The sequence below is a fragment of the Variovorax sp. OAS795 genome (assembly GCF_040546685.1).
In the GTDB taxonomy this organism is placed as follows: Bacteria; Pseudomonadota; Gammaproteobacteria; order Burkholderiales; family Burkholderiaceae_C; genus Variovorax.
This window is the reverse complement of sequence record NZ_JBEPOH010000001.1, coordinates 2,474,075-2,495,878: the sequence shown is the minus strand read 5'-3', so window position 1 is coordinate 2,495,878 and position 21,804 is coordinate 2,474,075. Positions and strand designations below refer to the sequence as shown.

Sequence of the window (21,804 nt, the reverse complement as noted above, 5' to 3'; positions counted from 1 at the left end):
CACTGGAGATCCATTCATGTCCCCCACCGAAGTCGCCACGCCCGAGCAATTGCTGCATGCGCTGGAAGTTCAAAGCCGCATGCCGATCCTGCGCATCGGCCAGGCGCTGATGGCGCTCGGCGTGCTCACCGAAGAGCAGCTGCAAGCCGGCCTGGAGCAGCAGAAGCTCGACCGCAACGTGCCGCTGGGCGAAACGCTGGTGCGCATGGGCGTGGTCACGCGGGCCCAGCTGCAGACGGCGCTGGTGCGCAAGATGGGCTATCCGCTCGTGAACCTGCATGTGTTCCCGGTGGCGGTGGACGCCTTGCGCACCCTCAGCCATGGCGCGGCGCGGCGACTTCAGGTCATGCCGCTCATGCTGCACGAAGGGCGCCTGGTTTTGGCCCTGGACGACCCGGCCAGCCGGCACGCCGCGGTCGACGAGGTGGAGTTCATCACCCAGATGAAGGTGGTGCCGGTGATCGGCGAATGTCTGGTGCTGGACACGGTGCTCTACAAGGCCTACGGGAAGATCGGCGGCGAGGCCGCGGACCCCACCATCGTCCACGATCCGTCGCGCCCGCTGGAGTTCGACGCGGCGGGCACGAGCGAACTGCTCGTCACCCTCGAGAAGGAGGAGCGCGCGCCCGCCGTCGAAGAGGCCCCCATCGAGCAGTCGGACAACTCGCTGGTACGCATGATCAACAGCATGATCATCGACGCGCACCGTGAAGGCGCATCGGACATCCACATCGAAAGCTACCCGGGCCAGGAGAAGACCCGCATCCGGTTCCGCAAGGACGGGCGGCTGCGCACCCACCTGGAGCTGCCCGCCGCCTACCGCAACGTGGTGGTGGCGCGCATCAAGATCATGTGCGACCTGGACATCAGCGAAAGGCGCAAGCCCCAGGACGGGAAGATCAATTTCGCCAAGTACTCGCCGCAGCACCGCATCGAACTGCGCGTGGCCACCATCCCCACCGCCAACGGGCTCGAAGACGTGGTGATGCGGATCCTGGCCTCGGCGCAGCCCATTGCGCTGCACCAGCTCGGGCTTTCTCAGCGCAACCTGGCGCAGCTGACCAGCGCCGTCGAACGCCCCTACGGCATGGTGCTCTGCGTGGGGCCCACGGGTTCGGGCAAGACCACCACCCTGCACTCGGCGCTCATGCACATCAACACGCCCGAGCGAAAGATCTGGACCGCCGAAGACCCGATCGAGATCACCCAGCCGGGCCTGCGCCAGGTCCAGGTCAATCCCCGCATCGACTGGACTTTTGCCAAGGCGCTCCGGGCCTTCGTGCGCGCCGATCCCGACGTGATCATGGTCGGCGAGATCCGCGACGAGGAAACCGCCAGGACGGCCATCGAGGCCTCGCTCACCGGCCACCTCGTGCTGTCCACGCTCCACACCAACAGTGCACCGGAAACCGTGACGCGGCTGCTGGACATGGGCATGGACCCGTTCAACTTTGCCGACTCGCTGCTTGCGGTGCTGGCGCAGCGGCTGGTGCGCCGCCTCTGCACCCACTGCATCCAGAGCCGCCCGATGCGCCCCGAGGAAGTCGACGAACTGCTGGCCGACTACATGCATTCGTTCGCCGCGCACGAAGCCATGAAGGCCGAGGGCGAGTCGGTGCGCAAGCACTGGCTCGGCCAGTACGGCCGCAATGGCCAGCTGCAGGCCTTCACCAGCACCGGATGCCCGCACTGCGACAACACCGGCTTCAACGGCCGCGTCGGCATCCACGAACTGATGGTGATCTCCAGGACGGTGCGCCGCCTCGTGCAGAACGGCGCGCGCGCCGAGGAACTGCAGGACGCCGCCATGCAGGAAGGCATGCGCACCCTGCGCCAGGACGGTATCGACAAGGTGCTGGCCGGCAAGACCAGCATCGAAGAGGTCCGCGCCACCAGCAACATGTGAGGCGGCACGCGGTGGCCGCAGGGCGCTCAGCCGATCAGGCGGCGTCCCACGCCACTGGCGGCAGCGTTGCAATGGCGGGGCGCGCGAACAGGTAGCCCTGGAACAGGTCGACGCCCAGCGCCTGAAGCGCGTGGACCTCGTCGGACGATTCCACGCCCTCGGCCACCGTGCGGATGCCCAGTTCCCGGCAGGTACCGACAAAGCCCTTCACGATGCTCAGGCGCACCGGATCGTTGTGGATGTTGCGCACCAGGCCCATGTCGATCTTCACGACGTCGGGCTGGAAGCCGGCAAGCAGCTCGAAGCCCGCATAGGCGGCACCGAAGTCGTCGATGGCCGAGGTGAAGCCGAAGTCCTTGTAGGTGCGAAAGGCGGCAGCCAACCCCGGAAGGTCTGCCACGCGTTCGCCTTCGGTGATCTCGAACATCAGGCGATGGACCGGAAAGTTGCAGCGCTGCGCAGCCGCCATGGCGGTATGGAAACACTCGCACGGCCCGGCCACGTCGTTGGGCAGGATGTTGAGGCTGAGCTTCGATTCCATGCCCAGCGCGGAGGCGGTCTCGATCGCCTTCACGCGGCAAGCCTCGTGGAACGCGAACCGGTGCACCGGGTTCACGCGCGAGAACACCTCCAGCGCGCCCTCGCCCAGCGCACCGCGCACCAGCGCTTCATAGGCAAAGACTTCCCGCCGCTCGAAATCCACGATGGGCTGGAAGGCCATGACGAATCCTGCGTCTGGGCCCCAGGGAAAGCTGGCGTTGGCCGTTGCTCCGGTAATCACGGGAATGGATCCTCAGGAATGGGCCAAGGTAATTGAAAAGTGCACAGTCTCCAAATGTAACTCCTCTGTCACGGATTCCGGTGATGCCGTGGTTTAGGCACCACTCGCCAGGCACGGCGCCTACCCCTATGCAGGCAGCGCCAGTTCGACCCAGGCCGGCGCATGGTCGCTGGCACCGGGGCGACCGCGCACCTCGCGGTCCACATTCGCATCGGCCAGCAAGGGCGCGAGTTCGTCGTTCAGCAGCAGATGGTCGATGCGCAGGCCGGCATTGCGCGGCCAGCGGTTTCGCCAGTAGTCCCAATAGGTGTAGATGGGCTCGCCGGGGTGGCGGGCACGCAGCGCATCGGTCCACCCCTGCGCGAGCAGGCGCGCAAAGGCGGCGCGGCTCTCGGGCTGCAGCAGCGCGTCGTCGCGCCACGAGGCCGGGTTGTAGATGTCCGCATCCGTGGGCACCACGTTGAAGTCGCCGGCCAGTACCACCGGCATGCCGCAGCCGAAAAGGCGGGCCGCATGTGCGTTGAAGCGCTCGAACCACGCGAGCTTGTAGTCGAACTTGGGGCCGGGCTGCGGGTTGCCGTTGGGCAAATACAGGCAGCCCACGACCACGCCGTTCACCACGGCTTCGATGTAGCGGCTCTGGCTGTCTTCCGGATCGCCATCGAGGCCGCGGCCCGTCTCGATCGGTTCCTTGCCGCGCGCCAGGATCGCCACGCCGTTCCACGAGCGCTGGCCGTGGAACACCACGCCGTAGCCGGCCTCGCGGATCGCGGCCGCCGGAAAGTTGGCGTCGGGCGACTTGAGCTCCTGCAGGCAGGCGACGTCGGGACGGGACTCGGCCAGCCACTCCAGGAGGCGCGGCAGCCGGCTGTTCACGCCGTTGACGTTGAAGGTCGCGATCTTCATGGACTCCGCATCAAGAAGAACAGGCTTCGATCATGGGCCCGGCGCGGTGCCCGGCTTGTCGGAGAACATGCCCTGAGGCAGGCTGCGCCGGTCAGGCGGCCCTGGCACCTTTGTCGTACCAGCCCTGCGTCCGGTTGACCACCGCGACCACCAGCAGCATCACCGGCACCTCGATCAGCACCCCCACCACCGTGGCGAGCGCCGCGCCCGACTGGAAGCCGAAGAGGCTGATGGCCGTGGCCACCGCCAGCTCGAAGAAGTTGCTGGCCCCGATCAGCGCCGACGGGCCCGCCACGCAATGCGCCACGCCGAGCTTGCGGTTGAGCACATAGGCCAGCCCCGAGTTCAGCAGCACCTGGATCAGGATCGGCACCGCGAGCAGCGCGATCACCAGCGGCTGCCGCAGGATGGCCTCGCCCTGGAAAGCGAACAGCAGCACCAGCGTGAGCAGAAGCGCCGAGATCGACCATGGCCCGAGGCGCGCCGCCACCGCCTGGAAGTGCGCCGCGCCCTTCTTGAGCAGCTGCCGTCTCAGCAGCTGCGCAATGATCACCGGCACCACGATGTACAGGCCCACCGACGCCAGCAGCGTGTCCCACGGCACCGCGATCGAAGACAAGCCGAGCAGGAGCGCGACCACCGGCGCAAAGGCCACCACCATGATCGCGTCGTTGAGCGCCACCTGCGACAGCGTGAAGTAAGGGTCGCCCCGGCACAGCTGGCTCCACACGAACACCATGGCCGTGCAAGGCGCCGCGGCCAGGAGGATGAGGCCGGCGATGTAGCTGTCGATCTGCGTGGGCGGCAACAGCGGCGCGAACACGTGGCGGATGAAGATCCAGCCCAGCAGCGCCATCGAGAACGGCTTGACTGCCCAGTTGATGAAGAGCGTGACGCCGATGCCGCGCCAGTGCGCCTTCACCTGCCCGAGCGCGGCGAAGTCGATCTTCAGCAGCATCGGGATGATCATGACCCAGATCAGCACGCCCACCGGCACGTTGACCTTGGCCACCTCCAGCGATGCGATGCCGTGGAACAGGCCCGGCAGCCACTGCCCTAGCGCAACGCCGGCCACGATGCACAGCGCGACCCAGAGGGTGAGGTAGCGCTCGAAGAAGGCGATGGCGGGTGGGGGTGCGGAGGGGGCGGCTGCGGTGGGAGAGGCGTTCATTCTTTCAGCAGGCACAAGCTTGGGCCGCAGCCGGCAGGCACGCCTCGCCCCCGCAGCAGTTCTCGGTGAGGTACCCGATCAGCGCGTTCATGCGTTCGAACGCCGCGCGGTAGATCAGGTTGCGGCCGCTGCGCTCTTGCGTCACCAGCCCCGAATGGGTCAGCTCCTTCAGGTGGAATGAGAGGCTGGTGGCCTGCACGCCGAGCGCATCGACGAGCGCGCCGGGCGTGAGCCCCGCGGGCCCGGCCACCACCAGCGCGCGAAAGACCTGCAGGCGCAGCGGCTGCGCCAGCGCGGCCAGGGACTTGACGATCTCTTGTTCTTCCATAATTCAATAGTAGTTGCATAATTGCAGCAATGCAATCGCCACCCTCCTCCATCACGATCTTCCACAACCCGGCCTGCGGCACGTCGCGCAACACGCTGGCCTTGATCCGCAACAGCGGCGAAGAGCCGCAGGTCATCGAGTACCTGAAGGCGCCGCCCGGCAAGGACACACTGCGCACGCTGCTCGCGGCCATGAAGATGGCGCCGCGCGCGCTGCTGCGAAAGAAAGGCACGCCCTACGAAGCGCTCGGGCTCGACGATCCGAAGTGGACGGACGAGCAGCTGATCGACTTCATGCACGCGCATCCCATCCTCATCAACCGCCCTATCGTTGTCACGCCCCTCGGCACCCGGCTGTGCCGCCCCTCCGAAGAGGTGCTCGACATCCTGCCCTCGCCGCAACAGGGCGCGTTCACCAAGGAAGACGGCGAAGCGGTCATCGACGCGGAGGGCCGCCGTGTCCATCGCGCTGGGTGAGCTCCCCAACATCGACACCGCGCTGTTCGACCGGCCCTCGGCCGAGCGCCTGGCCAGCGCAGCGCCGTCGCGCCATGCACCGCGCTTCCTGCTGCTGTACGGCTCGCTGCGCGAGCGCTCCTACAGCCGCCTGCTGACCGAAGAGGCGGCGCGCCTGCTCGAGGCGATGGGCGGCGAAACGCGCATCTTCGATCCCGCCGGCCTGCCCTTGCCCGACAGCGCACCCGACGATCACCCCAAGGTGCAGGAGCTGCGCACGCTCGCGCAATGGGCCGAGGGCATGGTGTGGTGCTCGCCCGAGCGGCACGGTTCGATGACCGGCATCATGAAGGCGCAGATCGACTGGATTCCGCTCAGCATGGGGGCCGTGCGGCCCACGCAGGGCAAGACGCTGGCCGTCATGCAGGTGTCGGGCGGATCGCAGTCGTTCAATGCGGTGAACCAGTTGCGCGTGCTCGGACGCTGGATGCGCATGCTGACCATTCCCAACCAGTCGTCGGTCGCGAAGGCGTTCCTCGAATTCGATGGTGCGGGCCGCATGAAGCCGTCCTCCTACTACGAGCGCGTGGTCGACGTGATGGAAGAACTCGTGAAGTTCACGCTGCTCACACGCGATGCGGCGGACTACCTGGTCGACCGCTACAGCGAGCGCAGGGAAAGCGCCGAGCAGCTTTCGAAGCGGGTGAACCAGCGCGCGATCTAGCGCCTGCGATTTTGGCGCGCAGCAGCGTCCTACGCCGGCATGCAGGCTGTCCGACACCGGTGCGCCGCGGCTTCGGTAGCGTGGGGTGCCACGCTAGGAGGCATGCATGAATCCATCGAAGCCGAAGCAGGAGCAAGCGCCACGCGCAAAGAAGGCGCCCGCAGGCCAGCGCGCTGCGGCCACCAAAAAATCGGAGGGCCCGGTCGCCACGCCCAAGGTGAAAGAAGGCGCGTCGCTCGGCAAATCCGCCAACTCCAGCGCGGGCGGAGCGGCCGGGCAACTGACGCCCAAGGACTGAACGGCCAAGGCGCCAGGGCCGCCGTTGCCCGACAATCGGCGCCCATGAATGCCAAGCCATCGACGACGCCGCCGGGTGCGCCCCAAGCGGTGGCGCGTCCCATCCGCACCGCAGCCAGCCTGATCCTCGTGCGCGACAGCGCCCGCGGCATGGAAGTGCTGCTGCTGCGCCGGGCCGAGAAAGCCGACGACCAGAACAGCGGTGCCAGCGTGTTCCCGGGCGGCGTGGTCGACACGCACGACCGCAGCCTGCATACGATGTGCAAGGGCCTGGACGACGTGGCCGCCAGCGCGCGCCTGGGCATCCCCGACGGCGGGCTCGACTACTACGCCGCCGCGGTGCGCGAATGCTTCGAGGAGGCGGGCGTCCTGTTCGCAAGCGGCATCGATGGCGCCCTGGTCGAACTCGACCGGCTGCCTGCGGGCCGGCTCGAGGCCATGCGGCATGCCGCCGAGCAAGGCACCGATGCACTGCTTGCCATGTGCGAGCCGCAAGGCTGGCTTCTCGCGGTGGACCGGCTGGCCTATTTCAGCCATTGGCTCACGCCGCCGGGCATGCTGCGCCGTTTCGACACGCGTTTCTTCATCTCGGAGATGCCGGCAGCGCAGGACGTGAAGCCCGACGGCCGCGAAATCGTGGCGCACATGTGGCTGAAGCCGGCCGAAGCGGTGGATCCCGCGCGCGGCCTCAAGCTGATGAACGTGACGCGGCGCACGCTCGAGCAGCTTGCGGGCTGGGACAGCGCCGCGCACTGCCTGGCCCATGCGCGCGCCCTCACCGGCATTCCGCTGAACATGCCGCGCCTGGCCGACGGGCCGGAGGGGCGCCGGCCGGTGAACATCGAGGAAGCCGCCTACGCCGAGATCGGCCGCCTCGACCCCGAGGGCCGCGGCGATGCGCGCTATGCGCTCGAAGCGGGCCTTGCCACACAGCTCTCGCCCCGCATCCGTCGGATGGCCGGAGACGAAGAATCGCCACACAGCTATTTCGTCGGCGGCGATGCGGGCCAGTGGGCGCTGATCGACCCCGCACCTTCCGGCGAGGCACAGGCCGGCGCCGCACCAGGGCCCGTGCGCTGGCTGCTCTCGACCGCGGCGCGCACTGAACAAGCGGCCGCGGCACTCGAGCAGCTCCGGTCATCGGCATGGCCGGACGCCACGGTGCTGTGGCCCGGCGCCGGCGAAATGCTCGACCTTGGCGGCGCCACGCTGCGCACGCTGCAAGCCGGGCCCCCGGAAGACGGCGCCGCCGCGCGCCAGTTCCTGCTGGCCGAGGAACGTTTTCTCTTCACGGGAACAGCCCAGTCGCCGGCCGTGCCCGCGGGCGACGAGGTCGAGTGGATTGCGCCGGCCAGCGGCTTCATCGTCCGCAGCTCCTGACCGGGCCGGCTCACAACCGGCCGATGGCCGCCTTGAGCTCCTCGAGCGAGGCCGGTTTCGGCAGATGCGCATTGAAGCCGGCCTCGAGCGCGCGGCGTGCATCGGCCCGGCGGCCGAAGCCCGACATGGCGATCGCGCGCAGCTCGCGCGTGGCCGGGCGCCGGCGCACCTCGGCAATGAACTGGTAGCCGTCCATCTCGGGCATGCCCAGGTCGGACACCAGCAGGTCGTAGCCGTTCGCCTCGAGCAGCTCCAGCCCCTTTTTCGCGCTTTGCGCCACGTCGACGATCGCGCCTTCGAGCCGCAGCACCTCGGCGAACGGAACCAGCGCGTCGGCATAGTCGTCCACCGCGAGCACGCGCCAGCCGCGCAGGTCGACCCGGGCCGGGACCTCTTTGACGTCCACCTCCACATGGGCGCCCACGCGCGGCAGCCAGACGTCGAACTCCGCGCCCTGCCCGAGTCCCGCCGAATGCACCTCCACCCGCCCGCCGTGCGCGCGCGTGAGTTCCTGCACCAGCGCCAGGCCGATGCCCAGCCCGCCGTTGGGCGGCGTGGCGTCGCTGCTGGCCTGGTTGAACATGCCGAACACATGCGGAAGAAACTCCGCCGCAATGCCGCAGCCCGTGTCGCGGACCGTGAGCCGGCCGAAGTTTTCGTCGCCCGCCACGCGCACTGAAATGCGCCCGCCGTCGGGCGTGAACTTGACCGCGTTGCTGAGCAGGTTCCACGCGATCTGCTCCAGGCGCACGCGGTCGCCGTCGCAGACCACGCCGGCTTCGCAGTCGGCCTCCAGCGCGAGCTTCTTGCCCGTGGCACCGCCCACCGCGGCCTGCGCGGTGGCCTGCACCAGCTCGCCCAGGTCGACCGCCACGCGGTTGAGGCGGAGCTTGCCGGTGCGGATGCGCGAGAGATCGAGCAGGTCGTTGATGATGCGCGTCTGGCTGGCCACGGCCCGCTTGATGGTCTCGCCGACGCGCCGCACGACCGGGTTGTCGGCGGTGGCGGGCGTGTGCATCAGCAGCTCGGCGTTCATCTGGATCAGGTTGAGCGGCTGCTTCAGTTCGTGCGACATCACGGCAAGGAACTTGTCCTTGAGCTCGTTGGCCATCTGGGCGCTGAGGCTGGCCTTCTTTTCCTTGAACAGCCGATGCTCCTGCGCAAGCTCGTGCTGCTTGGTGCCCGTCATGTCGCGCGCGATCTTGGCAAAGCCTCCGCCCATTGCAGCTTCCAGCGAGGTGGTGACGCCGCTGCAGAAAAAGCGGCTGCCGTCCTTGCGCTGGTGCCAGCGCTCGTCCTCGGAGCGGCCGGTTTCGAGCGCGCGCTGCATTTCCTTTTCGGGCACGCCGTTGGCCTGGTCCTCGGCGGTGAAGATGGTTGCCAGCGGCCTGCGCAGCATCTCTTCCTCGGCGTAGCCGAAGATGCGCCGCGCACCCTCGTTCCAGGTGGTGATCAGGCCCTGGAGGTCGGTCGTGATGATGGCGAAGTCGCGCGTGGTGGCCGCCACCAGCCGCAGCCTTTCCTCGCCCGAACGCACCCGCTCCTCGGCGGCGGCCAGGTCGGTGATGTCGAAGAAGTTGAGGATCGCGCCTTCGATCTTGTCTTCCGCCGTGCGGTAGGGAAGGATCCGCGCCAGGTAGTGCCGCTTGTCCACGCTGGTCACATGGCGTTCGCTGGTGCGCAGCTCCTTGAAGGCCGCGGCCGTGTCGTCCGCGAGCTGCGGGTACTGGAGCCGGCTCGTGATGTCGAACAGCGAACGCCCGAGGTCCGACGCAATCAGGTTGAACAGGTTGCTCGCGTGCGGCGTGTAGCGCTTCACGTGCATGCCGCGGTCCACGAACACGGTGGCAATCTCGGAAGACGCGATCAGGTTCTGCAGGTCGTCGTTGATGCGGCCGCGCTCCTCGACCTTCATCTTGAGCTCGAAGTTCACCGTCACCAGCTCCTCGTTCATCGACTGGAGCTCTTCCTTGCTGGTTTCCAGTTCCTCGGTGGCGGAGCGCAGCTCTTCGTTGATGGCCTGCAGTTCCTCGTTGGAGGCCTTCAGTTCCTCGGTCGATGTCTCGGCGCCTTCGATGGTGTCCTGCAGATGCAGCTTGAGCTGGCGGATCTCACCTTCCATCTGGCCGATGAGCAGCTCGCGCGCCGTGTCGGCCGGCTCGCCGCCTTGCGGATGCATGCTGTTTTCCACCTCGTCGAACACCACGAGCGTGAGTTGGGGCGCGGCGTTGCTGTCTTCCTCCGCCTGCAGCAGCGGGCGTACCGTGATGTTGAGGAACACCTGCCGTCCGTCGTCGCGGTTCTGCACCAGCCGGGTCTCCACGCTGCGGCCCGTTTGCGCCGCCTTGAAGAGCGCGGTGCGCAGTTCCAGGCGCAGGTCGGGCCGCACGTTGTTCAGCAGGTTGTTCGACGGCTCACCGCTGGCGCGCTCCATGAAGCGGCCCACGCCGTTGGACAGGTGCAGCACGTCGTGCTCGCTGTTGATCAGCACGCTCGGCGGAGAGAACTGTTCGAGCGCGCGCTGGTGCAGTTCGGCGTAGCTCAGCCGTTCGGCGCGCTTGGGCGCGCGCAGCGCCTCCAGGGGGCCGGCAGCGCCCTGCTTGAACGGCGCATCGCTGATCAGCGGCATGTGGCGCCCCGCCGGCAACTCCGGGTTCACGCGGTAGATGCGGTTCTTCTTGTCGATCGAGGTGAAGAGGCTGCCCACCGCATCGATCGATTCGGAGGTGCCCAGGAACAGGTAGCCGCCGGGCCGCAGCGCAATGCGGAACATCTCCAGCACATGGGCCTGCGCCGCGCGGTCGAGATAGATCAGCAGGTTGCGGCAGCAGATGATGTCCAGCCGCGAGAACGGCGGATCGCGCAGCAGGTTGTGCAGCGCAAAGAGCACCGGCTCGCGCACCGAGGTGGCGATGCGGTACTGGTCCTGATCGGCAATGAAGAACTGCTGCAGCCGCGAGGCCGGGACGTCCTCGGCGATGCCCTGCGCGTACAGGCCCCGGCGGGCCGTGGCAATCGCGCGCTCGTCGATGTCGGTCGCAAAGATCTGCAGGTCGAGCGGCTTGGACTGCGCATCGAGTTGCTCCCGCAGCAGCATGCTGAGCGAATAGGCCTCCTCGCCGGTGGCGCAGCCCGCCACCCAGGCACGCACCTGCTCGCCGGGCTGCTTGCCGGCAATCAGCTTGGGGAGCGCATCGCGCTCCAGCGCCTCGAAGGCATCGGGGTCGCGGAAGAAGTTGGTCACGCTGATGAGCATGTCCTGCAGCAGCGGCGCGGCCTCTTCGGGATGGTCGTGCAGGAAGTCGCGGTAGGCCGGCAGGTCGGCCAGGCGGTTCACCTGCAGCCGGCGCTCGATGCGGCGCAGCACCGTGGCGCGCTTGTAGTGGACGAAGTCGTGCCGCGTGTACGTGCGCAAGAGCGCCATGATCTCCTGCAGCGCCTTCTCGGCCTGCCGGGCTGCATCGCCGTCATCGGGTTCCTGGACGAACGCCACCTGCTCGTCGCCGGGCATGCGGATGCGCTGGGCATTGCGCCAATGCTCGACCAGGCGCGGCCCCATCTCGGCCGCGGGCAGCACGATGTCGACCATGCCGGTGGCAATGGCCGCGCGCGGCATGCCGTCGTGCACCGCATCGTTGGGCAGCTGCGCCATCGCCACACCGCCGTTCTCCTTCACGCGCGTGAGCCCGACCGCGCCGTCGCTGCCGGTGCCCGACATCACGATGCAGACCGCGCGCTCCTTGTGCACCTCGGCCATGGTGCGGAAGAAAACGTCCACCGCCACGTGGCGGCCCTTGACGCGTTCGCTGGGCGTGACGCGCACGTAGCCGTCGTTCATGGTCAGTTCGACGCCCGGCGGAATGACGTAGACATGGTTCGCTTCCACGGGCACCGGGTGCGTGACCTGGGTCACGGGCATCGGCGTGGCGCGCTGCAGGATCTCCGGCGCATTGCTTTCATGCCTGGGCGACAGGTGCAGGATGACGACGAAAGCCATGCCCGCGTCGGCCGGCATCTGCTCGAAGAAGCGGATCAATGCCTCCAGCCCGCCCGCGGAGGCACCGATGCCGATGACCGGAAAGCTCAGCGAACTGGGCGTGAGCTTGCGTTCGTCGGCAGCGGGAGATGGCGGAGGCGGTTTCGGTGTGGGCATTGAATGTCGGTGGCAGGGCCGGAGCCCCGGGCTTGCCGTACGCTCGTTTCAGTCGCGAAATTTTGCCCCTTGTGGGCGCTGGAATACGGCCCGAGGGTCGGTTTTCCTGCATTTTTGTCCCCTGGGCGCTTGCGGGCCGGCCCGATCCCGCCGCCATCAGGGTTTTCGCGGTGTTCCTACACGCCGCATCAAAGACATCTTGCCGCCGCCCTGCACTCGCGGCGCATGGTCGCACTCCCTGCATCCGCTCTCACGAGGAACCACCATGCGACTGCAATCCATTCCTGCGCTTGTAGCCCTTGCACTTGGCGCGCTGCTCGGCGCCTGCGGCGGGAGCAACACCGCGTCCAACGTCGAATCGCCGGGCGCCGCCAAGAGCGCGAAGACCGCAACGCTGGAGGCCGGGGCCGCGGCCCTGCAGGACAAGCCGCCCATCGAGGCGCTCAACGCGTACCTCGACGGCTTCCATTTCTACAGCGGCAACATGCGGGCCCAGATGGAGGCGCACCATTACTGCGCGGTGCTGAACGAAGAGCTGATCCAGTGCGTGATCTACGACGGCAACGAGAAGGACGCAAGGCTCATGGGTGTCGAATACATCGTCAGCGAGCGGCTCTTCAGGTCGCTCCCCGCGGCGGAAAAATCGCTGTGGCACAGCCACGTGCACGAGGTCCGGTCGGGACAGCTCATCGCGCCGGGCATACCGCAGGCCGCCGAGCACGCGCTCATGAAGAAGCTCGTCGGCACCTACGGCAAGACCTTCCACACCTGGCACACCGACCTGCAAAAGGAACTCCCCCTCGGCGTTCCCCAGCTGATGATGGGATTCACCGCCGACGGCCAGGCCGACGCCGCCATGGTGGCGGCGCGCGACAAGCGGTTCGGTGTCGATTCGTCCGCCAAGAGAAAGAGCCGCGCTGACATCGCGCCGCCTGCCATTGCCGAAGGCGCGAACAGCTGGGAGCAAGGCCGTGCGGTACAGCTTGCCGACCCCACCGCTGCCGCGCACGGCCACCCTCCGCCAGCGCAGGCCGGTGCGCCCGCGGGCAAGTAGGACGAGCGCCACTGCAACATGCCGCGCGGACCGGCCGACGGCACGTCGTCCGACGCATCGCCGCCACTGCTCTGCCTAGCGTCGAAGCCATGCCACCCTCCGCCCGCACCGCACCGCCCGCCGCGCACCCGATGAAGATCGGCGTGCTGACCTTTCACCGCTGCATCAACTACGGCTCCTACTGGCAGGCGCGCTGCCTGGTCGAGGGACTGCAGCGCATGGGCCATCGCGCGCTGCTGCTCGACCATCGCTCGCACCGCGTCGACAGGGCCGAGTGGCGCTGCGCGCTGCGTCCCGTGCTGCCCACGCCGGTGCCGCCGGCGGACCGCACGCTCTATGCGCAGAAGACGCGCCGGTTCATGGAAGCCATCCACGCGCTGCCCTTGTCGCGGCGCTTTGCGCTGGAGCACCCGGAAGAGATGGAAGACTTCGACACCGTGGTGGTCGGCAGCGACGAGGTGTGGAACCTGTCGCATCCCTGGTATGCCCGCTGCGGGCCGTTCTTCGGCGAGCGGGTGCGCGCGAGGCGGCTCGTGGCCTACGCGGCCAGCTTCGGCAACTACCCGGCCGCGCATGGCTTGCCGCCGCACTGGGCAAGATTGCTGCACCGCTTCGATGGCGTGTCGGTGCGCGACGGCAATTCCCGCGCACTGCTGCACCGGGCCTTGGGACATGCCCCGGCGCTGGTGCTCGACCCCTGCCTGCAGTTTGCGGATCCAGCCCAGCCGGGCGAGCTGGACCGCAAAGGCCAGGAAGAACGCTGCCTGGCCGTCTACGGCCACAACTTCAGCCCCTGGTTTGCGTCCCGCATGCGCGCGTGGGCCCGCAGGCGGAATATGCGCCTGGTGAGCATCGGCTATCGCAACGACTGGGCCGACGCCCAATGGCTGGCCGCCGGCCCCGAAGACTTCGCACGCTTCATGGCCGATGCGGGCGCGGTGGCCACCAACTTCTTCCACGGCTGCGTCTTCGCGCTGCGCAACCGCAAGCCGTTTCTCTGCGAAGACTCGCCCTACCGTGCCATCAAGATCCGGGACCTGCTGTTTGCGCTGGGGGCTGAAGGCCACCTGGCGGATGCCGGCACGCCGGCCGCGTCTTGCGATGCCGCCCTGTCGGACCCGCCGGCTCATTCGATCGAGGCGCGCATCGCGGCGCTGCGGGCGTCCTCGGCGCAATACCTGCGGCAAGCGCTGCAGCAAGACCCGGACGCCGTCGAATCGGAGTACGCCCATGCATGAGAGGCGGCTCCACCGGAGGCCCGGCATCGCCCCAGCCGAGATCGTGCGCTCGGGCCTTTGCATCGGCTGCGGCAGCTGCGTGGCGCAGGCGCGCATGGGGCAGGCGCTGCCATCCACCGGCGATGCCGAAGCGCCGCACATGCGGCTCGACCGCCACGGCGAACTCAAGCCCGCGGGCGCAACGGCATGGTTGCAGGCCGGCCCCGAGGCCTTCGCGCGCACCTGCCCGTTCTCTCCCACGTCGCGCAACGAAACCGAATTGGCCGCCGAGCTCTTTCCCCTCGCCGCTCACGACGACCCGCAGGTGGGCCGGTTCCAGGGTGCGTATGTGGGGCATGCCGGCGAGGGCGAATTTCGTGCGAACGGCAGCTCCGGTGGCATGGTCAGCTGGACCGCCTGCGAGTTGCTGCGCGCGGGACTGGTCGACGCGGTGGCGCATGTGGTGCCGTCGGAAGGCGAGCGCTTCTTTCGCTACCGCCTCTCTCGCACGCCCGAGGAGATCGGTGCCGGCGCGAAGTCGCGCTACTACCCGGTGGAGATGTCCGGCGTGATCGAGGCGATGCGCGCCACGCCGGGCCGCTATGCGGTCGTCGGCGTGCCCTGCTTCATCAAGGCCTTGCAGCTGCTGCGGCGCGAAGACCCGTTGCTGCGCGAGCGCATCGCCTTCACGCTCGGCCTGTTCTGCGGCCACATGAAAAGCGCGCGGCTGGTCGAGAGTTTTGCCTACCAGATGGGCGTGGGGCTCGAAGACATTCGCAGCGTGGAGTACCGGCTCAAGGACGCCCGGCGGCCGGCCAACTGGTACACCGCGCGGTTCGTGCTGCACGACGGCCGCAGCGTGCAGCGCGACTGGTTCCACCTGGCGGAGGGCGACTGGGGTTCCGGCTTCTTCCAGCATGAGGCCTGCAATTTCTGCGACGACGTGGTGGCCGAGACGCCGACATCTCCTTTGGCGATGCCTGGGTCGAACCGTATGCGTCCGACGGCCGCGGGACCAACGTGGTGATCGTCCGTTCGCCGGTGCTGCATGCGCTCGTGGCAGGCGCCATCGCGTCGCGGCGCCTCACGCTCGCACCGGTCGATGCGGCGTTTCTCGTGCAGACCCAGGCGGCCGGCTTCCGCCAGCGGCGCGAAGGCCTGGCCTACCGGCTGGCTTGGCGGCGGCGTGGCGTCCAGCCGGTCAAGCGGGTGCGCCCCGGCCACGCGCTGCCCTGGCGCCGCAAGCTCATCTACCGCATGCGCGCGGCCATCACGCGCTGGAGCCGGCGCCTGTTCGCGATGGCACGCGCGACCGGCGGCCGCGCGCTGTACGTGCACTGGGCCCGCGGTGCGCTCGCGCTCTATCACGCATTGGCGTATTCGCGGGGCCGCATCGGCAGCTGGGTGGCGCGGCTCGCGCCTGACGACCGAGGCGCCTGAACCGCGCGCTCGTCCGCCGCGCTCAACCGCCGCCGACGCCGACGTTCACCTTGCCGCTGCCGCCGCATTCGGGGCAGGTTTCGCCGCCCTTGCCGCGCCCGCTGCCGCCGCACAGTCGGCACACGGTTTCACCGGTGCCGGGTGCGCCGCGCGGCGCCTCGTCGCCGGGCTCCATCGGCGGTGGCTGGACGAGATCGACCGATGCGCCGGGGTCTTCCTCGCCCGCCACAGACTCCGAGAACGCGCCGGGCCGGATCTGCTTGACCGAGTCCTTGTTCATGCCTGTGCCCCTTGCAAGAGTTGAAACGGCAACCAGCATCGGACGCGCGCGAAGGCCATGCGACAGCACGCGTCCAGAGCTACCGTCGGACGCTGCCCACACGCCGCGCGGGCATGCCGGTTGCCGAGGAAAGTGCCTGTGGCGGGACCTGCCGGAGCAAGAATGCCAGCCCTTGTCGACCCCTGCGCAGAGACACCCACGCATGCCGCGGCACCCGCCGCCGTGCGCTGGAACCTCACGCGCAACATCGCGATGACGCCGCGCGCCTTCATGCTGCATGTCGGCGCGGCGGCCGGTGCCAGCTGCGCCATCGGCGTCGGGTTCTGGGTCGCGGGCTACCCGGTGGTGTTCGGCTTCTGCGCCTGCCAGGCCCTCGCACTTGCGGCTGCCGTGGCCTGCCATGCGGCGCACGCGCTCGACGGCGAGCAGCTGGTGCTCACCGGCCGGACGCTCGAGGTGCAGTGCCGGCGCGGCTTCCGTTCGACCACCGTGCGGCTGGACCCCTGCTGGACCCGGCTCGAATGCCCGCAAGGCGCGGCACCGCCGGCGCTGTGCAGCGGCCGCATCCGGGTGCCCGTGGCGGTGTACCTGGCCGACGCGCAGCGGCGCCGGTTCGCTGCGGATTTCAGCCGCACGCTGGCGGCCGTGCGAACGGCCGGAAGCCCGGGCTGACTGCCGGGCACCCGGCTTGCCGAATGCCGTTGCCATCCATCACCGGCCGCCCGCCATGAGCTTCACCCACCATCCCCTCGACGCCCTTGCTGCCAACGACCCCGCGCCCGCCGCGGGCGCGCACGACGAGCACCATGCCCTGCCCCACGGCTGGCGGCGCTGGCTCCTGGCCACCAACCATAAGGACATCGGCACGCTGTACCTGCTGTTCAGCCTCTCGATGCTGATGGTGGGCGGCGTGCTCGCGCTGGGCATCCGCGCCGAGCTGTTCCAGCCGGGGCTGCAGCTGCTCAACCCCGAGCTCTACAACCAGTTCGTCACCATCCACGGGCTCGTGATGGTGTTCGGCGCGATCATGCCGGCCTTCGTGGGGTTTGCGAACTGGATGGTGCCGCTGCAGGTCGGCGCCTCCGACATGGCCTTTGCGCGCATGAACAACTTCAGCTTCTGGCTGCTGCCGCCGGCGGCGCTGATGCTGATCGCGCCCTTCTTCAGCGCCGACGGCGCCGCCGCCTCGGGCTGGACGCTCTACCCGCCGCTGAGCCTGCAGATGGGGCCGGCCATGGATCTGGGCATCTTTGCCGTGCACATCATGGGCGCGAGTTCGATCATGGGCGCCATCAACATCATCGTCACCATCCTGAACATGCGCGCGCCCGGCATGACGCTCATGAAGATGCCGCTGTTCTGCTGGACCTGGCTCATCACTGCCTACCTGCTGCTGGCCGTGATGCCCGTGCTGGCCGGCGCGGTGACCATGCTGCTGACCGACCGCCACTTCGGCACCACCTTCTTCAACCCCGCGGGCGGCGGCGACCCGGTGCTGTTCCAGCACATCTTCTGGTTCTTCGGCCACCCGGAGGTCTACATCATGATCCTGCCGGCCTTCGGGATCGTCAGCCAGGTGGTGCCGGCTTTTTCACGCAAGCGGCTGTTCGGCTACTCGTCGATGGTCTACGCCACCGCGTCGATCGCGATTCTTTCGTTCATCGTGTGGGCGCACCACATGTTCACCACCGGCATGCCCGTCACGGGCCAGCTGTTCTTCATGTACGCGACCATGCTCGTCGCCGTGCCCACGGCGGTGAAGGTGTTCAACTGGATCGCCACCATGTGGCAGTCCTCGCTTTCGCTCGAGACGCCGATGCTGTTCGCGATGGGATTCATCTTCGTGTTCTCGATCGGCGGACTCAGCGGGGTGATTCTTTCCATCTCGCCGATCGACATCCAGGTGCACGACACCCACTACGTGGTGGCGCACTTCCACTACGTGCTGGTGGCGGGCTCGCTCTTCGCGATGTTCGCCGGCTACTACTACTGGTCGCCCAAGTGGACGGGCGTCATGTACGACGAGCTTCGCGGCCAGATCCACTTCTGGGTGTCGATCACGAGCTTCAACGTCGGCTTCTTCCCGCTGCACTTCCTGGGCCTGGCGGGCATGCCGCGCCGCTATGCCGACTATCCGATGCAGTTTGCCGACTTCAACCTCGTCGCCAGCATCGGCGCCTTCGTGTTCGGGCTCGGCCAGGCCTACTTCGTGCTGTTCGTCGTGCTGCCCGCGCTGCGCAAGCGCGGCAAGCCGGCACCCGCCAGGCCGTGGGACGGCGCCGAGGGACTCGAGTGGGAGGTGCCTTCGCCCGCGCCTTTCCACACCTTCGAGACCCCGCCCCGGCTCGACGCCACGGCGACCCGGGTGGTCGGCTGATCCGTGTCCACGACGCAGCGTACCGGCCGGCGCGTTGCAAGACGCAGCGCAGCACCGGCAACGCCGCGCCTTCCGGTGCAAAAGGCCGATGGCGAAAAGCTCGCGCAGCTGCGCGAAGCGCACCGGCGCGGCAAGGTGGTGCTGTTCGTGGGGGCGGGCATCTCGATGGGCCTGGGGCTGCCACCATGGTCGGCGCTCATCGAGCACATGGCGCGCGAGCTCGGCATCGATGCTCGGTCGTTCGGCGACAAGGGCGGCTACCTGACCCTGGCCGAATACTTTCGCCTCCGGCACGGCAGCATCGGCCCGCTGCGCAGCTGGATGGACCGCGAATGGCACCGCAACGACGTGCGCGTGGAGAGCTCGCGCATCCACGAGCTGCTGGCCAAGGGGCGCTTCCCGATCATCTACACCACCAACTACGACCGCTGGCTGGAAGCCGCGTTCGACCACCACAAGGTGAAGTACACCAAGATCGTGAGTGTTGCCGACCTTGCCAAGCTGCACCCCGGCGCCACGCAGATCATCAAGTTCCATGGCGACCTGGAAGACGACGCGTCCATCGTGCTCGACGAGAGCAGCTACTTCGCGCGGCTGGACTTCGAGTCGCCGCTGGACATCAAGCTGCGCGCCGACGTGCTCGGACGCTCGGTGGTCTTCATCGGCTACAGCCTCGCGGACGTGAACATCCGCTATCTCTTCTACAAGCTCTCTCGGCTGTGGAAGCAGTCGGTGCCCGACGTGGCGCAGCCGGTTTCCTACCTCTTCTCGCCCTCGGCCAACGAGGTGCAGCAGGCGGTGCTCGCGCAGTGGGGCATCGAGATGATTCCCCTGGCGCGGGACGATCCGTCGAAGGCGCTGATCGAATTCCTCGAGGCCGTGGTCGGGCCGCGCTGAGGGCCGCGGCACCTAGCGGCCCGGCCCGGGATCGGCCTGGCTTTCGTCGTCGTCGGGCCTGGGCGCGTCGGTCGGCGGCGGCTGCTCGCCCGCTTCCATGCTCTGGGCGGCATTGGTGCCGATGTCGCGCGAGCCGGGATAGCCGCGGCGCTTGTTCGCCTCGCGGCCGATTTCGCTGCCCTCGGCCGGGCTGTCCTGACCGACGGCGCGGTTCTGGTCGATGTTCACGGGCGACTGTTCGGGGGTGCGGGTCATGGCTGCTCCTTGGCTCATTGATGCGGGCTTTTCTGCGGCTGGCCAGGCCATGGTGTCCCGGCCCCTGGCATGCCCTGTCGTCCCCGCGCGGCCGTTCGTGTCAGCCGCGCGCGCATGAACCCGGGCCTTGCAAAACTTGCAGCAAATGGCGGCGCGGGGCGGGCTCGGCAGCAGCGGCCATGCCATGCCATGCCGCAGGCACGCCGCGTGCCATGGAGTTCGCGCATCCATGCACTGAATTCACATGACTCGAACTCTCCTCGAAGACACCCGGGACCTGAAGCGCTGCGTGCACGATGCACGCAACGCGCTGGCTGCGATCTCGTCGGCCAGCGAAATACTCGCGCGCGTGGAGCTGCCGCAGGCGGTGCTTCGCGAGGCGGGCGTGGTGGTGGCGCGCCAATCCCGCCAGCTCTCGGCGCGGATGAGCGAACTCGTCGCCCATGCGCAGCGCGGCACCCACGCCAGCGGCCGTGCGCTGGCCGTGTCCGACGATGCCGGACTGCTGGCGGTGCTGGGGGTGCTGCTGTCGGATGCGGGCTACAAGGTCGACCTCGCCGCGAGCAGCGACGGCGGCTACAACGCCCTCATGAAGCGCGCGCCCGAGCTCGCCGTGGTCGACGTGCGCACGTCGACCGGCACGGCCCTCTCGCTGGCGCAGCGCGCACGGGGCGCCGGATTCGAGGGCCGCATGGTGGCCGTCTGGGGATCGCCGCTGGCGCAGGACCAGCAGGACAAGGGCGGCATCGCGGGATTCGATGCCGTGCTGGCGCGTTCCTTCGAGCCGGCCGCGCTGCACGCCGCGATCACCTGAACGCGGCGGCGCGGCGGCACGGCGGCCTTCTGCCTACTCCTGCTGCTGCAGCGGAGCGGCCTGCGCACGAGCGCTGAGGCTCTTGGCCCGGGCCTGGCGAGCTTCCTCGGGAGTGAATTCATGCGCGCGTCCCAACTCATGGGCCGCCCGCCCGCCCTGCCTTGCGATCTCCCTTTGCCGTTCAGGACTCATTCCGGCAAATCCGCGCCTGGAACGGGCGCGCCCTTCTTGGTTTTCCATTGAGATGTCTTCCTTCGATCCGCGAAACAGTGCGGGCCTGTGCGCGCAACCATTGCGCGCAGACCCTTTCTTCGGCAAGCGGCGTGCCTGCCTGCGCCACGGGGCGGCCCTCGATTCCCGGCACGCCGCTTGCCGCGAAAGAAGCGCGGCGGTGCACAGGGCGCGGCCGTTCCCCCAACCCTCATGTTCCAACGCAAGGAGTCCCCATGTTCTCCCACAACAAGCGATTGCAGTACACGGTGCGCGTCAGCGAGACCAATCCCGGCCTTGCCAACCTCATGCTCGAACAGTTCGGCGGCCCGCAGGGCGAGCTGGCCGCGGCCTGCCGCTATTTCACCCAGGCGCTCGGCGACGACGACCCGGGCCGCAAGGACATGCTGTTCGACATCTCGACCGAGGAGCTGAGCCACCTCGAGATCATCGGCACCATCGTCGGCATGCTCAACAAGGGCGCCAAGGGACGCCTCGCCGAAGGCGTGGAAGAGCAAGGCGAGATGTACCGCACCATCACCGGCGCAGGCAACGACAGCCATGTCACGCAGGTGCTCTATGGCGGCGGCCCCGCGCTGGTCAACTCGGCCGGCGTGCCCTGGACGGCCGCCTACATCGACACCATCGGCGAACCCACGGCCGACCTGCGCTCCAACATCGCGGCCGAGGCGCGCGCCAAGATCGTCTACGAGCGGCTGATCAACCTCACGGACGATCCGGGCGTGAAAGAAGCACTCGGCTTCCTGATGACGCGCGAGATCGCGCACCAGAAATCGTTCGAGAAGGCACTCTATGCCATCGAGCCCAACTTCCCACCGGGCAAGCTGCCCGGCGACCCGCGCTTCACCAACGTGTACTTCCGCATGTCCCAGGGCGAGGCCGACCTGCGCGGCCCCTGGAACCAGGGCGAGCGCTGGGACTTCGTGCCCGTCACGCAGGATTCGGGGCCGGTGGACGGCGGCGACGGCCTGGCCACGGTCGAGCTCGACGCCGCCGATGCGCCGGTGCTCGAGCAGATGGCCATGCGGACCCAGTCGCGCCCCGATGGCGATCCGCTCACGGGTGCGGAACTCGGCATGGGCGAAGGACCGGCCCTGTCCGGGGACGGCGATAGCACCATGCCGCCAAGAAAGTGATG

Annotated in this window: 20 protein-coding genes and 1 pseudogene; 13 read left to right on the top strand and 8 right to left on the bottom strand. The window is 68.3% G+C overall.

Annotation, left to right across the window (positions count from 1 at the left end):
- Positions 1-16: 16 nt before the first annotated feature.
- Positions 17-1,906 (top strand): GspE/PulE family protein, encoded by a 1,890-nt coding sequence (locus ABID97_RS12075; protein ID WP_354398710.1) that lies wholly within the window; start codon positions 17-19, stop codon positions 1,904-1,906.
- 34 nt (positions 1,907-1,940) lie between these two features.
- Here the strand turns inward: ABID97_RS12075 and ABID97_RS12070 are convergent, their stop codons facing one another.
- From ABID97_RS12070 to ABID97_RS12055, 4 genes are all read right to left on the bottom strand, one after another.
- Entirely contained in the window at positions 1,941-2,627 is a 687-nt protein-coding gene (locus ABID97_RS12070; RefSeq protein WP_354398709.1) for an EAL domain-containing protein, read from the bottom strand.
- A 186-nt stretch (positions 2,628-2,813) separates the two neighbouring features.
- The gene (locus ABID97_RS12065) at positions 2,814-3,593 is read right to left on the bottom strand and encodes an exodeoxyribonuclease III (RefSeq protein ID WP_354398708.1); all 780 of its coding nucleotides are present in this window, start codon (positions 3,591-3,593) and stop codon (positions 2,814-2,816) included.
- A gap of 91 nt (positions 3,594-3,684) precedes the next feature.
- Positions 3,685-4,764 carry an ACR3 family arsenite efflux transporter gene (gene arsB / locus ABID97_RS12060; protein ID WP_354398707.1) on the bottom strand — a complete coding sequence of 360 codons (1,080 nt, stop codon included), beginning with the start codon at positions 4,762-4,764 and terminating at the stop codon, positions 3,685-3,687.
- 4 nt (positions 4,765-4,768) lie between these two features.
- Entirely contained in the window at positions 4,769-5,092 is a 324-nt protein-coding gene (locus ABID97_RS12055) for an ArsR/SmtB family transcription factor (RefSeq protein WP_354398706.1), read from the bottom strand.
- A 29-nt stretch (positions 5,093-5,121) separates the two neighbouring features.
- On the opposite strand from ABID97_RS12055, the gene arsC reads away from it, so the two are divergent.
- The 4 genes from arsC (at position 5,122) to ABID97_RS12035 (ending at position 7,948) form a co-directional block, all read left to right on the top strand.
- Complete coding sequence (gene arsC, locus ABID97_RS12050; protein ID WP_354398705.1) at positions 5,122-5,568, top strand: arsenate reductase (glutaredoxin); 447 nt, start codon at positions 5,122-5,124, stop codon at positions 5,566-5,568.
- On the top strand, positions 5,555-6,271 hold the full coding sequence (gene arsH / locus ABID97_RS12045) for an arsenical resistance protein ArsH (RefSeq protein WP_354401743.1): 717 nt from the start codon (positions 5,555-5,557) through the stop codon (positions 6,269-6,271). Before arsC ends, arsH begins: the two co-directional genes overlap by 14 nt.
- 106 nt (positions 6,272-6,377) lie before the next feature.
- Positions 6,378-6,569 (top strand): hypothetical protein, encoded by a 192-nt coding sequence (locus ABID97_RS12040; RefSeq protein WP_354398704.1) that lies wholly within the window; start codon positions 6,378-6,380, stop codon positions 6,567-6,569.
- Positions 6,570-6,613: 44 nt separating this feature from the next.
- A complete protein-coding gene (locus tag ABID97_RS12035) occupies positions 6,614-7,948 on the top strand; it encodes an NUDIX hydrolase (protein WP_354398703.1) in 1,335 nt (444 codons plus the stop codon).
- Between the two features lie 10 nt (positions 7,949-7,958).
- On the opposite strand, the gene ABID97_RS12030 is transcribed toward ABID97_RS12035, so the two are convergent.
- Positions 7,959-12,101 carry a CheR family methyltransferase gene (locus ABID97_RS12030; protein WP_354398702.1) on the bottom strand — a complete coding sequence of 1,381 codons (4,143 nt, stop codon included), beginning with the start codon at positions 12,099-12,101 and terminating at the stop codon, positions 7,959-7,961.
- Between the two features lie 265 nt (positions 12,102-12,366).
- Between ABID97_RS12030 and ABID97_RS12025 the strand changes: the two genes are divergently transcribed.
- The 3 genes and pseudogenes from ABID97_RS12025 (at position 12,367) to ABID97_RS12015 (ending at position 15,812) form a co-directional block, all read left to right on the top strand.
- Positions 12,367-13,155 (top strand): OBAP family protein, encoded by a 789-nt coding sequence (locus ABID97_RS12025; RefSeq protein ID WP_354398701.1) that lies wholly within the window; start codon positions 12,367-12,369, stop codon positions 13,153-13,155.
- Positions 13,156-13,244: 89 nt separating this feature from the next.
- Positions 13,245-14,393 carry a polysaccharide pyruvyl transferase family protein gene (locus tag ABID97_RS12020; protein ID WP_354398700.1) on the top strand — a complete coding sequence of 383 codons (1,149 nt, stop codon included), beginning with the start codon at positions 13,245-13,247 and terminating at the stop codon, positions 14,391-14,393.
- Positions 14,386-15,812 (top strand): annotated as a pseudogene (locus ABID97_RS12015) (Coenzyme F420 hydrogenase/dehydrogenase, beta subunit C-terminal domain). Before ABID97_RS12020 ends, ABID97_RS12015 begins: the two are co-directional and overlap by 8 nt.
- A 22-nt stretch (positions 15,813-15,834) precedes the next feature.
- Here the strand turns inward: ABID97_RS12015 and ABID97_RS12010 are convergent.
- The gene (locus ABID97_RS12010; protein ID WP_354398699.1) at positions 15,835-16,092 is read right to left on the bottom strand and encodes a hypothetical protein; all 258 of its coding nucleotides are present in this window, start codon (positions 16,090-16,092) and stop codon (positions 15,835-15,837) included.
- Positions 16,093-16,254: 162 nt separating this feature from the next.
- Here ABID97_RS12010 and ABID97_RS12005 point away from each other — a divergent pair, with 162 nt between their 5' ends.
- From ABID97_RS12005 to ABID97_RS11995, 3 genes are all read left to right on the top strand, one after another.
- A complete protein-coding gene (locus tag ABID97_RS12005; RefSeq protein WP_354398698.1) occupies positions 16,255-16,764 on the top strand; it encodes a DUF2244 domain-containing protein in 510 nt (169 codons plus the stop codon).
- 55 nt (positions 16,765-16,819) lie between these two features.
- A complete protein-coding gene (gene ctaD, locus ABID97_RS12000) occupies positions 16,820-18,469 on the top strand; it encodes a cytochrome c oxidase subunit I (RefSeq protein WP_354398697.1) in 1,650 nt (549 codons plus the stop codon).
- A 75-nt stretch (positions 18,470-18,544) separates the two neighbouring features.
- Positions 18,545-19,366 carry an SIR2 family protein gene (locus ABID97_RS11995; protein ID WP_354398696.1) on the top strand — a complete coding sequence of 274 codons (822 nt, stop codon included), beginning with the start codon at positions 18,545-18,547 and terminating at the stop codon, positions 19,364-19,366.
- A 12-nt stretch (positions 19,367-19,378) separates the two neighbouring features.
- Here the strand turns inward: ABID97_RS11995 and ABID97_RS11990 are convergent, their stop codons facing one another.
- Complete coding sequence (locus ABID97_RS11990; protein ID WP_354398695.1) at positions 19,379-19,621, bottom strand: hypothetical protein; 243 nt, start codon at positions 19,619-19,621, stop codon at positions 19,379-19,381.
- 244 nt (positions 19,622-19,865) lie between these two features.
- On the opposite strand from ABID97_RS11990, the gene ABID97_RS11985 reads away from it, so the two are divergent.
- Complete coding sequence (locus ABID97_RS11985) at positions 19,866-20,435, top strand: hypothetical protein (RefSeq protein WP_354398694.1); 570 nt, start codon at positions 19,866-19,868, stop codon at positions 20,433-20,435.
- A 33-nt stretch (positions 20,436-20,468) separates the two neighbouring features.
- On the opposite strand, the gene ABID97_RS11980 is transcribed toward ABID97_RS11985, so the two are convergent.
- Positions 20,469-20,675: a KGG domain-containing protein gene (locus ABID97_RS11980; RefSeq protein WP_354398693.1), complete on the bottom strand. Its 207-nt coding sequence runs from the start codon at positions 20,673-20,675 to the stop codon at positions 20,469-20,471.
- A 206-nt stretch (positions 20,676-20,881) separates the two neighbouring features.
- Here ABID97_RS11980 and ABID97_RS11975 point away from each other — a divergent pair, with 206 nt between their 5' ends.
- Positions 20,882-21,802 carry a manganese catalase family protein gene (locus ABID97_RS11975; protein WP_354398692.1) on the top strand — a complete coding sequence of 307 codons (921 nt, stop codon included), beginning with the start codon at positions 20,882-20,884 and terminating at the stop codon, positions 21,800-21,802.
- Positions 21,803-21,804: the final 2 nt, after the last annotated feature.

Bases quoted from the DNA above. Each gene is read 5' to 3' on its own strand.
- ABID97_RS12075 (WP_354398710.1), top strand. From the start codon at position 17: ATGTCCCCCACCGAAGTCGCCACGCCCGAGCAATTGCTGCATGCGCTG.
- ABID97_RS12070 (WP_354398709.1), bottom strand. From the start codon at position 2,627: ATGGCCTTCCAGCCCATCGTGGATTTCGAGCGGCGGGAAGTCTTTGCC.
- ABID97_RS12065 (WP_354398708.1), bottom strand. From the start codon at position 3,593: ATGAAGATCGCGACCTTCAACGTCAACGGCGTGAACAGCCGGCTGCCG.
- arsB (WP_354398707.1), bottom strand. From the start codon at position 4,764: ATGAACGCCTCTCCCACCGCAGCCGCCCCCTCCGCACCCCCACCCGCC.
- ABID97_RS12055 (WP_354398706.1), bottom strand. From the start codon at position 5,092: ATGGAAGAACAAGAGATCGTCAAGTCCCTGGCCGCGCTGGCGCAGCCG.
- arsC (WP_354398705.1), top strand. From the start codon at position 5,122: ATGCAATCGCCACCCTCCTCCATCACGATCTTCCACAACCCGGCCTGC.
- ABID97_RS12040 (WP_354398704.1), top strand. From the start codon at position 6,378: ATGAATCCATCGAAGCCGAAGCAGGAGCAAGCGCCACGCGCAAAGAAG.
- ABID97_RS12035 (WP_354398703.1), top strand. From the start codon at position 6,614: ATGAATGCCAAGCCATCGACGACGCCGCCGGGTGCGCCCCAAGCGGTG.
- ABID97_RS12030 (WP_354398702.1), bottom strand. From the start codon at position 12,101: ATGCCCACACCGAAACCGCCTCCGCCATCTCCCGCTGCCGACGAACGC.
- ABID97_RS12025 (WP_354398701.1), top strand. From the start codon at position 12,367: ATGCGACTGCAATCCATTCCTGCGCTTGTAGCCCTTGCACTTGGCGCG.
- ABID97_RS12020 (WP_354398700.1), top strand. From the start codon at position 13,245: ATGCCACCCTCCGCCCGCACCGCACCGCCCGCCGCGCACCCGATGAAG.
- ABID97_RS12010 (WP_354398699.1), bottom strand. From the start codon at position 16,092: ATGAACAAGGACTCGGTCAAGCAGATCCGGCCCGGCGCGTTCTCGGAG.
- ABID97_RS12005 (WP_354398698.1), top strand. From the start codon at position 16,255: ATGCCAGCCCTTGTCGACCCCTGCGCAGAGACACCCACGCATGCCGCG.
- ctaD (WP_354398697.1), top strand. From the start codon at position 16,820: ATGAGCTTCACCCACCATCCCCTCGACGCCCTTGCTGCCAACGACCCC.
- ABID97_RS11990 (WP_354398695.1), bottom strand. From the start codon at position 19,621: ATGACCCGCACCCCCGAACAGTCGCCCGTGAACATCGACCAGAACCGC.
- ABID97_RS11985 (WP_354398694.1), top strand. From the start codon at position 19,866: ATGACTCGAACTCTCCTCGAAGACACCCGGGACCTGAAGCGCTGCGTG.
- ABID97_RS11980 (WP_354398693.1), bottom strand. From the start codon at position 20,675: ATGGAAAACCAAGAAGGGCGCGCCCGTTCCAGGCGCGGATTTGCCGGA.
- ABID97_RS11975 (WP_354398692.1), top strand. From the start codon at position 20,882: ATGTTCTCCCACAACAAGCGATTGCAGTACACGGTGCGCGTCAGCGAG.